Below are 12,989 nucleotides of genomic sequence, written 5' to 3' on the forward strand. Positions count from 1 at the left end.
CGTGAGTGAACAGAGAAGGGGCAGCAATGGCGGAAGCGTGCGACCAGCCCGGAGGCACATCCCGCCGGGCAGCTCAGCGGGCGCAGAAAAGCTGCCCGTCTGCGGGGGTCAGTTCACCAGGCTTTTCACAATATGAATGGCTCTGGCGTAAAGCTCCCTCTGACCATTGACGGCGTGGGCTTCCTTATTTTTCAGAAAGGCGATGATATCCCGGATGCCTGCCGTCTGACCTGACTGCAGCAGGCTGGCGACCGCGTGCCCGACGACGGCATGAACATCATCCATATCTACCGGTTTATTGCTGCTCAAAAGAGACTCCAGGGCAACGGTTTTGCTGAACAGCCGCTGAACCGATCCGCCTCGGGCGATTCCGCCCGGTCAGCTCATCAGCCACACTCATGGCAGTGCCCTGAGCAGTTTTTCGCGCAGCATAGCGACCCGGGCCGTCAGTTCACTCAATTCGCTGCAGGCAGTATCCATCACAGAGACCATGTCTGCCGGGACGCCCGCTGCCGTGACTTTGAGCTGATGGCCCTGTTCCGTCAGCGAGACGATCACCCGGCGCTCATCCTTTGCGGTGTCACGCTGGCGGCAGAGAATACCGGCGCTTTCAAGCCGTCTCAGAAGCTGACTGAGTGTGCCGGAATCAAGCCGGACGCGGGCGCCAATTTCTGACACGGTCAGGCAATCTTTTTCCCATAGCACCAGCAGCACCAGATATTGCGGATAGGTCAGTCCCAGCGGCTTCAGCCGTGACTGATAGAGCTTCGTCATCGCGTGTGAGGCGGAATAGAGGGCAAAGCAGAGAAACTGGTCGATGGTTTCTGGTGCCGCACTGGCGGAAGACGTCTCAGCGATCCCCGCGGTTTCATTATTCATATTATTTCTCAGATGAGTCAGGGGCAGAACGGCCAGACTACGGACATTTTCGGTCGTGAAGTCATGTGCATTTTCCGGATCGGGTCGAAGGTAACAGTCTCTCTTTGCAGAGATGAAACATCAGGCTTTCAGGCGCTGGCGCGGCGGAAAGGAAAGCCCTTAGCGGTAAGCCCGGCTGAAACTGCAGACAGTATTGAGTCAAACTAAATTGATGTCAATCTGACTGGCGGCGATCCCGCAAGGGCCATCTGCAGGGCCGCCTTGCCGCTTCGGTTTGCCCGCCAGATTTCAGCTTTTTACCCAGCCGCTGACGCGGCGCTGCCCTTGTCAAATTACGCGTGTCCGACGGCAGGCGTCGCCGTTCCCGGCGCCGAAAAGTCGTCGCAGTGCACAAATTTAATAAGATGGGCCTGTTAATCCGGCCGCCGCTGCCGATAGAACATTCATCGTTATGAATGCGATGACCTGCAAGCGGCTGGCTGGCGCATGATGCTCGCCTGCGCATCGGGACGGGTAAGAACCATGATTTCTGACAGCAGAGTGCGTGGAGGGGTAATCATCGTCGGCCACTGAGCAGACAATCTATAAAAAAAACGCCCCGGTTTTTACTGATAACCAAAAGAGAATTCTGACACTTTTCAACACCGGGAATGAACGCATGCGCCTGAAACTTTTCTGGCTCGCAGTGCTGAATATTGCGACCATCATTTTACTCTCCACGCTGTGGGAGTTCGGGCTTGAGGGTTGGCTTTTCAGGCTGCTGGGTCTGAGCTATGACTCGAATTTTGAAACCAGCGAGCGACTGCGGTTTATCCTGACCTCTTCCTCGTTTGCCCTGCTGGCGATGATCATTCCGGCGTTGCTGATCGCCAGTCTGATCCGCAAAACGCTGAATGCGAAAAAAAACGCGCTCAGGCTGGCCGGCACCGATGCCCTGACGGGGGTAATGAACCGCCGATCGTTGAGTGCCCATCTCGCGGCGCTCGACGCCAGCGGCACGCCCTTTACCCTGACGCTGCTCGATATCAATGAATTCAAGATTATCAACGATCTTAACGGTCATCTTCAGGGCGATACCACGCTGATCGCGCTGGCTAACCTGTTGACCGCCTTCGCCAGTACGGAGAGCGAGGTGTTTCGCATTGGCGGCGATGAGTTTGCCCTGGTCACGGCTCACTTTACGCCTGAACAGGCGTCGGCGGCTGCCGAAAAGCTGTGCCAGCGCGCGAACGCAATTCGGACCGGTCCGCACACCAGCCTCAGTCTCTCTGTGGGCATTGCCAGCTCAGCCTGCACAGCTCAGGCCGATGTGGTCCGGGCGGCCGATCTGGCGCTCCAGGAGGCCAAGTGCAATAAGCGGTCGCATCTGGCGCAATTCTCACCGGACATGGAGCGACGCTTTCGCCAGCGGGAGAAGATGGAGCAGGAGGTGGTGGCCGCCGTCAGCGGTCACGCCATCGTTCCTTTTCTGCAGCCGCTGGTGTCGCTGCGCACCGGCAACATCACCGGTTTTGAGATCCTGGCACGCTGGATCACCGCATCGGGTCAGTCGGTTTCTCCCGCTGAGTTTCTGCCTGTGGTCGAGCGGCTGGGGCTGATGGACAGCCTGACCGTGGCGCTGCTGCAGGATGCAGTCAGTGCCACCCGTTCATGGCCCGCCGGACTCTGCCTGTCGCTGAATATTACGCCGGAACAGCTGCTGAGACCGGCGCTGACTGGCTGTCTCTCCCGCATCATGCAGCACGCCGGACCGGTAATGCTGGAACTGGAGATCACGGAACAGAATGTCATGGATATCTCCGACGATGCCCGCCAGGCGATTCGCCTGCTGAAAGAGGACGGCATCGGGGTGGTGCTGGATGATTTCGGCACGGGCTATTCGAATCTTTCCGCACTGCTGGGGCTGGGCATCACCAAGATCAAGATTGACCAGTCGTTCGTCGCGGGCATCGTGAATGGGGTAGAGCAGCGAAAAGTGGTTGAGATGCTGCTGATGCTCTGTCAGGGGCTGAATGTGGTGATCACGGCGGAGGGAATTGAGGATGTGGCCACGCTGCGGTGGCTGAGAAAGCGCGGCTGCGATTACGGTCAGGGCTATCTCTTCAGTCGTCCGGTTCCTGCCGGGCAGGCCACCACGCTGCTGGCCTCCGCGAATATGGAGGAGCTGATGCAGGAGTCGGTGGCCGTGAGCTTAGTCAGGTCGCCAGGCGAAAGGCCGCCTGCGGCCTGAACCTGCATCAGGCCGGCCCGGTAATCCGAACCGGCTCTCCGTTTCATATCAGAACTGGTAAATCAGGCCCAGCGCGGTGATGTCGTCGGTTGCCAGACCGAGCGGGTTTTTCTCTTTCAGCAGGTTGATACGGTATTCACCATACACCGACATGTTCTTGTTAAAGTAGTAGGTTGCGCCGACCGCAGTGTATTTAACGATGTCAGCATCGCCGATATTCTCGATCTCTTTGCCTTTCGACGAGACGTAGCCCACCGAAGGACGGAAACCGTTCAGGAACTGATACTGCGCTACCGCTTCAACGTTCTGCGCTTTATTCGCGAAGCCGCCGGTGATCGGCGTGGCGTTCAGGGTTTCCCCGTACATCGCCGCCAGATAAACCTGGTTCGCATCATATTTCACCGAGGTCGCCCAGTGCTGCGCTTTTTCGCCTTCACCGCGTGCGGCCGTGTTCTGCGTGGTGGTGCGATCCAGGCTGGCGAACGCGCCGGCAAAACTCAGGCCGAAATCGAAGTCGTAAGAGGCGGAGAGGGCGAAGCCATCGCCGTTGGAGCGACGGACACCGTCCGTATTGCTGCTGCGATCGTTTTTGCCCTGATACTGCGCGGCCAGATTTAAGCCCTGAACCAGACCAAAGAAGTCGCTGTTACGCCAGGTCAGTACACCGGTCGAGCGGCCAGAGAGGAAGGCATCGGTATAGCCGGAGTCGCCGCCGAAGAATGGCAGCATATCGGTGTAACTCAGCACGTCATAGACCAGGCCGTAGTTGCGACCGTAGTCCAGTGAACCCGCTTCGCCAAACTTCAGGCCCGCATAGCCCAGACGGGTACGGTTGCCGGTCTGCGCGTCACTGCCTTCGGAGTTGCGGAGGCTGTACTGATACTGCCAGAAGCCATAGCCGGTCAGCTGATCGTTGATTTTAGTTTCACCCTTGAAACCCAGGCGGGAATAGGAAGAGGTATCACCGTCATTTTTCACATCGTCAGAAAAGAGATGGGAGACGTTGATCTTGCCAACCAGATCCAGCTTATTGCCATCCTTGTTATAAATCTCTGCCGCCTGGGCGGAGGCGAGACCGAGCAGTAACGGCATCACAGCCGCCAGTAAAGTACGCTTCATCATTTTATTATTACCCTGTCCTGATTCATTATTATTATCCCCTGAAAGGGGCGCAACGAAAGTGCCATAAAACCGGAAAATTACAAAGCGCAATATACGTAACAAAATGTGATGTCTATATTCACTGTACAGATAATGGCAAGATAAAGCCGATAGCCTGCAAAGGTAATAATATTTTCTTCTGACTGGTTTTTTTAGTTTACTAATAAAAAGTGATTTAAATTCAATTGCTTGAATTATTTTACGGAATGGAGTTTAATCTGGGTTGTCTGTTTTTAAACCACTGAATTCACCAGCCTGATTAAATTTAATTTATGGCAGGGGAATGAAAATTTATGGCTTAAGCTCTAACCATTAGCCTGCGTATTAATTTCTTTTCATCAATTTTTAAATAACGCTTCCTGTCAGAATAATCACGCTGGAAATAGTCCGCATCCATCCGGGTGGAATAATCTGCCGTTGTTTAAAAAAACGCCGTAAAGTGTCTCTTAATTAAACAGCGCGTGCCGCAATAAGCGAAAATGCTTTGTTAAATCTCACCGGATCACGGAGATCGGTCTGCTCAGCGGGTGCGATCGCCGCTGCACCGTTACGAGGCAGAGCGCGCCAGAACAGGGCGCAAAATGGGTTTTTTTGGAGAGATAGTTTATCAGCGATCACAAAAGCGATATTTCATCCGGTATTTGCATAATTCCGCTATTTAAAAACCGGCCGTGGCGCTGCGATAAGATAATTATTCACTATATATGCAAATTAAGTGAATAATGGCGCTGCGTAAATCATTGATATTCCGTTATCGCTCCTGTTTTATGCACAAATTCTCTGGCTGGCACGCTAAGTGCAAATTACAGTAGGACAGCATTACAACATCCCTTAACAATTTTAAAACAAAAGCTTTACCAGACCGGTAAGGCCAGGCAGGAGAATGGGTTATGGCACTGCACGTTTCACGTCACGATTTCGACCAATGGATGATGCCGGTTTATGCGCCTGCGACTTTTATACCGGTTCGCGCAGAGGGCTCTACCGTCTGGGATCAGAACGGCAAAGACTACATCGATTTTGCTGGCGGCATTGCGGTCAATGCGTTGGGACATGCGCATCCGGCGTTACAGCAGGCGTTGCAGGAGCAGGCGGCGCGTCTGTGGCATACCGGTAATGGTTACACCAACGAACCCATTCTCCGGCTGGCGAAACAGCTAATCGACGCCACTTTTGCGGACCGGGTCTTCTTCTGCAACTCCGGTGCAGAAGCGAACGAAGCGGCGCTGAAGCTGGCGCGTAAAGTGGCGCACGACCGGGTTGGTCCCCATAAGAGTGGCATCGTGGCGTTTAAGAACGCGTTTCATGGCCGCACCCTGTTCACCGTCTCAGCCGGCGGTCAGCCTGCCTATTCAAAAGATTTTGCCCCGCTGCCGCCCGAGATCCAGCATGCGCCGTTTAACGATCTGGCTGCGGCAGCCGATCTGATCAATGACCATACCTGCGCCGTGATCGTGGAGCCGATTCAGGGTGAGGGTGGCGTACTGCCTGCCGATCCGGCGTTTCTGCGCGGTCTGCGCGAACTCTGCGACAGACATCAGGCTGTACTGATTTTTGATGAGGTGCAGAGCGGGGTCGGCCGCACCGGGTCGCTCTATGCCTATATGCACTATGGTGTCACGCCGGATGTGCTTACCAGCGCCAAAGCGCTGGGCGGGGGCTTCCCGATTGGTGCGATGCTGACACGCGACGATCTGGCGAACGTCATGGGCGTCGGCACACACGGCACGACCTACGGCGGCAATCCGCTGGCCGGTGCGGTGGCCGGAAAAGTGATGGAGCTGATCAATCAGCCCGAGGTGATGGCGGGCGTCACGCAGCGTCACCAGTGGATTGTCTCGGCGCTGAACGAGATCAATCAGCGCCTGAACCTGTTTAAAGAGGTGCGCGGCCTTGGCCTGCTGATTGGCGCCGTTCTGAGCGATGAGTTCGCCGGTAAAGCGAAAGCGATCAACCTTGCCGCCGCAGAAATGGGCGTGATGGTCCTGATCGCGGGTGCCAACGTCGTACGCTTTGCCCCGGCGCTGAATATCAGCGAGCAGGAAGTGAAGCTGGGCATGGCACGCTTTGCGGAAACCTGTGAGCGTCTGGTGCGGGGATCGGCATCATGATGGTCATCCGTCCGGTTGAACGCGATGACCTGAGCCAGCTGATGGCGCTGGCCGGTAAAACGGGGGGCGGGCTGACCTCGCTGCCCGCCGACAGTGCAACGTTACAGGCGCGTATCGAGCGGTCGCTGCAGACCTGGGAGGGCACGCTGCCGCGTGCAGAGCAGGGCTACGTTTTTGTGCTGGCCGACAGCGAAGATAACCGCGCCGTCGGCATCTGCGCCATTGAGGTGGCGGTCGGACTGCAGGATCCCTGGTATAACTTCCGGGTCGGCACTCAGGTTCACGCCTCGAAAGAGCTGAATGTTTACGCGGCGCTGCCCACGCTGTCGCTGAGTAACGATCATACCGGCAGCAGTGAGCTTTGCACACTGTTCCTTGATCCCGACTACCGTGACGGTAAAAACGGTCATCTGCTGTCGAAGTCCCGCTTCCTGTTTATGGCCAGTTTCCGCGAGCGTTTCACCGATCGGGTCGTGGCCGAAATGCGTGGCGTCAGCGATGAGCAGGGTCATTCGCCGTTCTGGGAGAGCGTCGGCAGCCGCTTCTTCTCTATGGAGTTCAGCAAGGCAGACTTCCTGAGCGGCACCGGTCAGAAAGCCTTTATTGCGGAGCTGATGCCGAAGCATCCGCTCTATATCGACTACCTGACACCGGACGCCCAGGCGGTTATCGGACAGGTGCATCCGCAGACCGCGCCTGCCCGGGCAGTACTGGAAGCGGAAGGTTTCCGCTACCTCAACTATGTCGATATCTTCGATGGTGGCCCGACGCTGGAGTGCGATATCGATCATATCCGCGCCGTGCGCAAGAGCCGCCTGCGCCGCGCCGAACGCGGTGAAAACCCGGTGGATGCGCCGCTCTGCCTGGTGGCTAATCAACATTATCATCAGTTCCGCGTGGCGCTGATCGCGGCAAAAGCCGACAGCGACAGCGTATCACTGACGGATGAACAGATGCGGGCGCTGCACTGCCAGCCGGGCGACAGCCTGCGCGTGGTCACGCTCTGCAAAGAGGAGAAAACAGCATGACGCACCTGATTAAGGGAGAGTGGCTGAGCGGCGACGCTGAGCGGATGACGAAAACGGATCCGGTCAGCGGTGAAATGCTGTGGCAGGGCCATGCGGCGTCGGCCGCCCAGGTCAGCGCCGCCTGTGATGCGGCACGCGCCGCTTTTCCGGCCTGGGCCAGACGGCCCCTGGCAGAGCGGCAGGCCATCATCGAACAGTTTGCGGCCCGGCTGGAAGCGAATAAAACTGAAATGGCAGAAATCATCGCCCGCGAAACCGGCAAGCCGCGCTGGGAAGCCCTGACCGAAGTGGGTGCGATGATCAACAAAATCGGCTTTTCAGTAAAGGCGTACCATAGCCGCACCGGTGAGCAGCATGAGGGTGAAAGCTCGCTGCGGCATCGTCCCCACGGCGTGCTGGCAGTGTTCGGTCCCTATAACTTCCCCGGACATCTGCCCAACGGCCATATCGTACCGGCGCTGCTGGCGGGTAACTGCGTGGTGTTTAAACCCAGCGAACTTACGCCGCTGACGGCCGAAAAAACCGCTGAACTCTGGCTGGCCGCGGGCCTGCCTGCGGGCGTGCTGGCGCTGTTACAGGGGGGGCGTGAAACCGGTCAGGCGCTCGCGACCTGCGATCAAATCGACGGCCTGCTGTTTACCGGCAGCGCGCATACCGGCTATCAGCTGCATCGTCAGTTTGCCGGTCAGCCTGAGAAGATGCTGGCGCTGGAGATGGGCGGCAACAACGCCCTGATTGTGGAGGATCCGGCCGATCGGGATGCGGCGGTCAACATTACGCTGCAGTCCGCCTTTATTACCGCCGGGCAGCGCTGCACCTGCGCGCGCCGTCTGCTGGTGAAACGGGGTGCGGCAGGCGACGCCTTCCTGCAACGTCTGGTCGAGGTCGCAGGAAGGCTGCAACCGGCCGCCTGGAACGCCGAGCCGCAGCCGTTTATGGGCAGCGTCATCTCCACCGGCGCGGCAGAGAAGATTATGGCGGAGTGGCAGCGGCGGGTAGCGGCGGGCGGCAAGGTGCTGCTGGCGATGCGCTGGCCGGATCGCCAGCGCGCCATTCTGACGCCGGGCATCATCGACTTAACCGGTGTGCAGGAGATTCCGGATGAAGAGGTCTTTGGGCCACTGCTTGGCGTGATGCGCTATGACACCTTCGACGAGGCGATTGCGCTGGCAAACCAGACCCGTTACGGGCTGTCGTGCGGATTGATCTCCCCTGAGCGTGCGCAGTTTGAACGGCTGCTGCTGGAGGCGCGCGCCGGGATCGTTAACTGGAACAAACCGCTGACCGGAGCCGCCAGTACCGCGCCGTTTGGCGGGGTGGGTGCGTCGGGCAACCATCGTGCCAGCGCCTGGTACGCGGCGGACTACTGCGCCTGGCCGATGGCCTCGCTGGAGACCCCGGATCTGACGCTGCCCGCCACGCTGTCGCCGGGACTGGATTTCTCTTTGCAGGAGACGCTGCATGAAGGCCACTGAAGCCAATTTCGATGGACTGGTGGGCCTGACCCATCACTATGCCGGGCTGTCGTTTGGTAATGAAGCCTCGACCCGCAATCAGCTGCAGCCGTCGAATCCCCGTCTGGCCGCAAAGCAGGGGCTGCTGAAGATGAAGGCGCTGGCCGATATGGGCTTTGTGCAGGGGGTGATCCCGCCGCACGAGCGGCCCAATATCGCGGTGCTGCGTCAGCTTGGGTTTGGCGGCAGCGATGAGCAGGTGCTGGCCGCCGCCGGAAAAAGCGCGCCGGGCCTGCTCTCTGTGGCCAGTTCCGCCTCCGCAATGTGGGTCGCCAATGCGGCGACTGTCTCCCCCTCAGCAGACAGTCTCGATGGCCGGGTTCACCTGACGGTAGCGAACCTCAACAACAAGTTTCACCGTGCGATAGAAGCGCCGGAAACGGCTGCTCTGCTGCGGTCCATTTTCCGCGACGACCGCCATTTCAGCGTGCATGATGCGTTGCCGCAGGTGGCGCTGTTTGGCGATGAAGGGGCGGCGAATCACAACCGGCTGGGCAGCGACTACGGTGAGCGCGGCGTTCAGCTGTTCATCTACGGACGCGACGGCAGCCATGAGGGCAAGGCACCGCAGCGTTATCCGGCCCGGCAGACCCGTGAAGCCAGCGAAGCGGTCGCCCGGCTGCATCAGCTTTCACCCGACAGCGTGCTGTTTGCGCAGCAGAATCCGGCGGTGATCGATCAGGGCGTCTTCCATAACGACGTGATTGCGGTCAGTAACCAGCAGATGCTCTTCTGTCACCAGCACGCCTTTGTGGATCAGCCCGCGCTGCTGGCCCGGCTTCGGGCGTGTGTTCCGGGTTTTGTGGCGCTGGAGGTGCCGGAGAACCGGGTGTCGGTGAAAGAGGCGGTGGAAACCTATCTGTTTAACAGTCAGCTCCTGACCCATCCCGACGGCAGCATGATGCTGGTGCTGCCGGAAGAGTCACGCCAGCATGAGGGCGTCTGGCGCTACCTGTGTGAACAGGTCGAAGGGGATACGCCACTCAGCGCCCTGAAGGTCTTTGACCTGCGGGAAAGCATGTACAACGGCGGTGGCCCGGCCTGCCTGCGACTGCGCGTCGTGCTGACGCCCGAGGAGCGGCAGGCGGTGAATCCGGCGGTGCTGATGAACGATCGGCTTTTCACCACGCTGAATGAGTGGGTGGATCGCCACTATCGCGATCGTCTGACGCAGGCCGACCTGATTGACCCGCAGCTGCTGCGCGAGGGACGCGACGCGCTGGATGAGCTGACGAAGCTGCTAGACTTAGGAAATGTGTATGCATTTCAGCAGTGAAGGCGGTGGCGGCAGCGGCCGCCACCTGCTCATCGTGAACAGGAGGAACGATGCAGGACTTTTTACAGCAGACGCTCTCCGGCGAAGCGCCGCATCAGCGCAGGGGTGAAACGGCGCATCTTCGCTGGCAGTGGTTGTATCACGGCATCCTGATTCTGGAGCCGATCGAACCGGTGAATCAGGCACTGGTGCTCTCCGCCGGTATTCATGGTAACGAGACCGCACCGGTTGAAATCGTCAGCAGGCTGGTTAATGCGCTGCTGCGGGGCGAAAAGCCACTGCGGCAACGCCTGCTGGTGATTCTGGGAAATCCCTCTGCGCTGCGCACCGGTAAACGCTATGTGCGTTATGACATTAACCGGCTCTTTGGCGGGCGCTGGCAGCAGATCGATGACTGCGATGAGGCGCGGCGCGTGCTGCGGCTGGAGCAGACGCTGGAGACGTTCTGGCAGCAGGGCGCGTGTGATGAGACGCGCTGGCATCTTGATATGCACACGGCGATTCGCGGCTCCTGGCACACGCAGTTTGGCGTGATGCCGCACAGCGAACGGCCCTGGCCGCCCGAATTTCTTAGCTGGCTGGCGGCGGCCGGTCTGGAAGCCCTGGTGTTTCACCGCGCGCCAGGCGGCACCTTTACCCATTTCAGCTGCGAGCATTTTGGTGCCGCCAGCTGCACGCTGGAGCTGGGTAAAGCACTGCCGTTCGGTGAAAACGATCTCAGTCAGTTCCGCGCGGCAGAGCAGGCGCTGGCGGCACTGCTTTATGGCGAGCCGATGCCTGCCGTGTCGGCCAGCCCGCGCCACTACCGGGTGGTGCAGCAGATTACCCGCTTAAGCGAACATTTCAGGCTGCACATGTCGCCGGAAACGCTGAACTTCACCGCCTTCCCGCAGGGAACCCTGCTGGCAGAGGATGGCGATAAACGGTACTACGTGCAGCAGGCGCGGGAGTATGTGCTGTTCCCGAATCCCAGCGTGGCTGCCGGACTGCGCGCCGGGCTTATGCTGATAGAGGAGGGCGAACAGACTCAGGCACTGCCGCTCTGAGGCCGGATCGCCCCGGTCGGGTGGATCAGCCTGAAAAAACCGGCAGGAAAGCGGCAGAACCGCTTCCGCTTTCCTGTCAGAACCCTTACACTCCTCCACGATTTCTGCGAAATTCACTGGAAATTCATACTCTTTTTCAATTCCTCACGCCTTTCTTCTTATTCTCTTCATGATTGCCCGATTTTTGTCTTCTATGCTTTCACGGCTTTACTCAGGCTCTGAGTAGTTGACGTTCAGCGTCGTATGCTTGTTTCCGAAGACGCGACAGAGTGCTGTCGTCATTATCATGAAATATAAGGACACTATTATGCGCAAACTGACTTCCCTTTTACTGGCTTCTTCGCTGGCGTTTGGTGCAGCCAGCGCCGTCCATGCTGCTGCTGACAACCTGACTCCACCACCAGCAGGCAGCGAAAAAGCGATGCATAAACCGCCAATGCACCACGGCATGGATCGGATGTTCAGAGGGCTGAAACTGACCGAAGCGCAGCAGACTCAGATGCGCGACATCCTGAAAGAGAGCCGTAAAGAGATGAAACGTCCGTCACTGGACGAGCGTCGTGCGGCCCACAGCATTATCGCGTCTGACAGCTTCGATAAGAGCAAAGCAGAGGCGCAGGCAGAGAAGATGTCTGCTGATGCGAAAGAGCATGCGCTGAAGATGCTGGAAACCCAGAACAAGTTCTATAACGTGCTGACACCGGAGCAGAAGAAACAGTACAACGCTGACTTTGAAAAGCGTCTGACGGAGAAAGGCCCGCGTGAAGGCCAGATGGCACCGTCAGCCGAACCGGCTGAATAAGCCCTGCTAAGCTAACGGTCTGAGACCGCCGGCGCTGTCCACTGAAGGTGAGTGGGCAGCGTCGGCGGTTTTTTTATAGCGGCAGAATAGGGTAGGCACCTGAGAGAATCGGGCGGCAGAGGATTTTATAGCCGTCGTGATCAAAACCGCCTTTGGGCCGCTGCAGTTTTCGCGCTTCCTCCATGCTGTCAACGGAGCCGAGATAGAACCAGTGATCGATAACATGGATCTGGGTCATCTCTTTTCCCTCTTCGACCAGACCCACCGCGCCCTGCCACGGCCAGCAGAAGACCCGCACGTTTTCCAGCGCTTCAAGCAGCCGATCCTGATGATCGCTGACCGTCTCTTTGCCGCAGCAGGCTCCGGCGCAGCGGCGCAGTGCTGAACGGAAGCAGCCCCGGCCCGCACTCAGTGTTTCCAGCCCCAGCAGGCCATGACAGAGCTGATACTCATCCGCGAGCTGCTTGAGCCGTTCAATGGCAGCAAAGCGGCTGCGGTAAAGCCCGAACAGATTAGGCGACTGACTGAAATCGAGATCCTTTGCGTAAACCACCTGCGGCTTCGTGTCAGTGATCTGCAACGAGCAGAGCTGCCGGTTCTTGCGTAATCGCTTATTGAACAGCGGCTGCTGGGTCTTGATCATCTGCGCTTCCAGCAGCAGCGCGCCCAGATCGCCGGCGGTCGGGATCCAGCTGACACGCCGCGACTGGCGCAGCATCTTCGCCTCATCAGGGGTGCGGAAATGGGACATGACCCGTGAACGCAGATTCACGCTTTTGCCGATATAGAGCGGCAGCGACTCGCTTTCTCCGTGGAAGGTGTAGACGCCGGGACGATTCGGCAGACCTTCCAGCCATTCACGCAGGTGTTCGGGATATTGATAAATTGCATTCGCATCGGGTTCGGGGCGAAGCATAGCAGCACGTCTGACCAAAATGGACT

The 12,989-nt window shown here is 58.3% G+C and carries 11 protein-coding genes; 7 read left to right on the top strand and 4 right to left on the bottom strand.

Annotated features, from left to right (window positions below):
• Window positions 1-108 precede the first annotated feature (108 nt).
• Window positions 109-309 (bottom strand): hypothetical protein, encoded by a 201-nt coding sequence (locus tag ACR6AS_RS04440; RefSeq protein ID WP_199560010.1) that lies wholly within the window; start codon window positions 307-309, stop codon window positions 109-111.
• Window positions 310-396: 87 nt separating this feature from the next.
• Window positions 397-879, bottom strand: coding sequence for a MarR family winged helix-turn-helix transcriptional regulator (locus tag ACR6AS_RS04445; RefSeq protein WP_434161264.1), 483 nt, complete (start codon window positions 877-879; stop codon window positions 397-399).
• A gap of 658 nt (window positions 880-1,537) precedes the next feature.
• On the opposite strand from ACR6AS_RS04445, the gene ACR6AS_RS04450 reads away from it, so the two are divergent.
• Window positions 1,538-3,109 carry a putative bifunctional diguanylate cyclase/phosphodiesterase gene (locus ACR6AS_RS04450; protein ID WP_434161265.1) on the top strand — a complete coding sequence of 524 codons (1,572 nt, stop codon included), beginning with the start codon at window positions 1,538-1,540 and terminating at the stop codon, window positions 3,107-3,109.
• Between the two features lie 48 nt (window positions 3,110-3,157).
• Here ACR6AS_RS04450 and ACR6AS_RS04455 read toward each other — a convergent pair whose 3' ends face one another.
• Window positions 3,158-4,231, bottom strand: a complete 1,074-nt coding sequence (locus ACR6AS_RS04455) for a porin (protein WP_111142053.1) — start codon at window positions 4,229-4,231, stop codon at window positions 3,158-3,160.
• Between the two features lie 929 nt (window positions 4,232-5,160).
• Between ACR6AS_RS04455 and ACR6AS_RS04460 the strand changes: the two genes are divergently transcribed.
• The 6 genes from ACR6AS_RS04460 to spy all read left to right on the top strand — a co-directional run bounded on the left by ACR6AS_RS04460 (window position 5,161) and on the right by spy (window position 12,047).
• Window positions 5,161-6,381, top strand: coding sequence for an aspartate aminotransferase family protein (locus ACR6AS_RS04460; protein ID WP_418802533.1), 1,221 nt, complete (start codon window positions 5,161-5,163; stop codon window positions 6,379-6,381).
• The gene (gene astA / locus ACR6AS_RS04465) at window positions 6,378-7,409 is read left to right on the top strand and encodes an arginine N-succinyltransferase (protein WP_434161269.1); all 1,032 of its coding nucleotides are present in this window, start codon (window positions 6,378-6,380) and stop codon (window positions 7,407-7,409) included. The genes ACR6AS_RS04460 and astA overlap by 4 nt, the downstream gene beginning before the upstream one ends.
• Entirely contained in the window at window positions 7,406-8,884 is a 1,479-nt protein-coding gene (gene astD / locus ACR6AS_RS04470; protein ID WP_434161271.1) for a succinylglutamate-semialdehyde dehydrogenase, read from the top strand. The genes astA and astD overlap by 4 nt, the downstream gene beginning before the upstream one ends.
• A complete protein-coding gene (astB, locus tag ACR6AS_RS04475) occupies window positions 8,871-10,199 on the top strand; it encodes an N-succinylarginine dihydrolase (RefSeq protein ID WP_111142057.1) in 1,329 nt (442 codons plus the stop codon). The genes astD and astB overlap by 14 nt, the downstream gene beginning before the upstream one ends.
• Window positions 10,200-10,249: 50 nt before the next feature.
• Complete coding sequence (gene astE, locus ACR6AS_RS04480; protein WP_293769799.1) at window positions 10,250-11,245, top strand: succinylglutamate desuccinylase; 996 nt, start codon at window positions 10,250-10,252, stop codon at window positions 11,243-11,245.
• Between the two features lie 307 nt (window positions 11,246-11,552).
• Entirely contained in the window at window positions 11,553-12,047 is a 495-nt protein-coding gene (gene spy / locus ACR6AS_RS04485) for an ATP-independent periplasmic protein-refolding chaperone Spy (protein ID WP_293769801.1), read from the top strand.
• Between the two features lie 73 nt (window positions 12,048-12,120).
• Here the strand turns inward: spy and cho are convergent, their stop codons facing one another.
• Window positions 12,121-12,981, bottom strand: a complete 861-nt coding sequence (gene cho, locus ACR6AS_RS04490; RefSeq protein ID WP_111139106.1) for an excinuclease Cho — start codon at window positions 12,979-12,981, stop codon at window positions 12,121-12,123.
• Between the last annotated feature and the right edge of the window lie 8 nt (window positions 12,982-12,989).

It is taken from the genome of Pantoea phosphatilytica (genome assembly GCF_051025615.1).
In the GTDB taxonomy this organism is placed as follows: domain Bacteria; phylum Pseudomonadota; class Gammaproteobacteria; order Enterobacterales; family Enterobacteriaceae; genus Pantoea.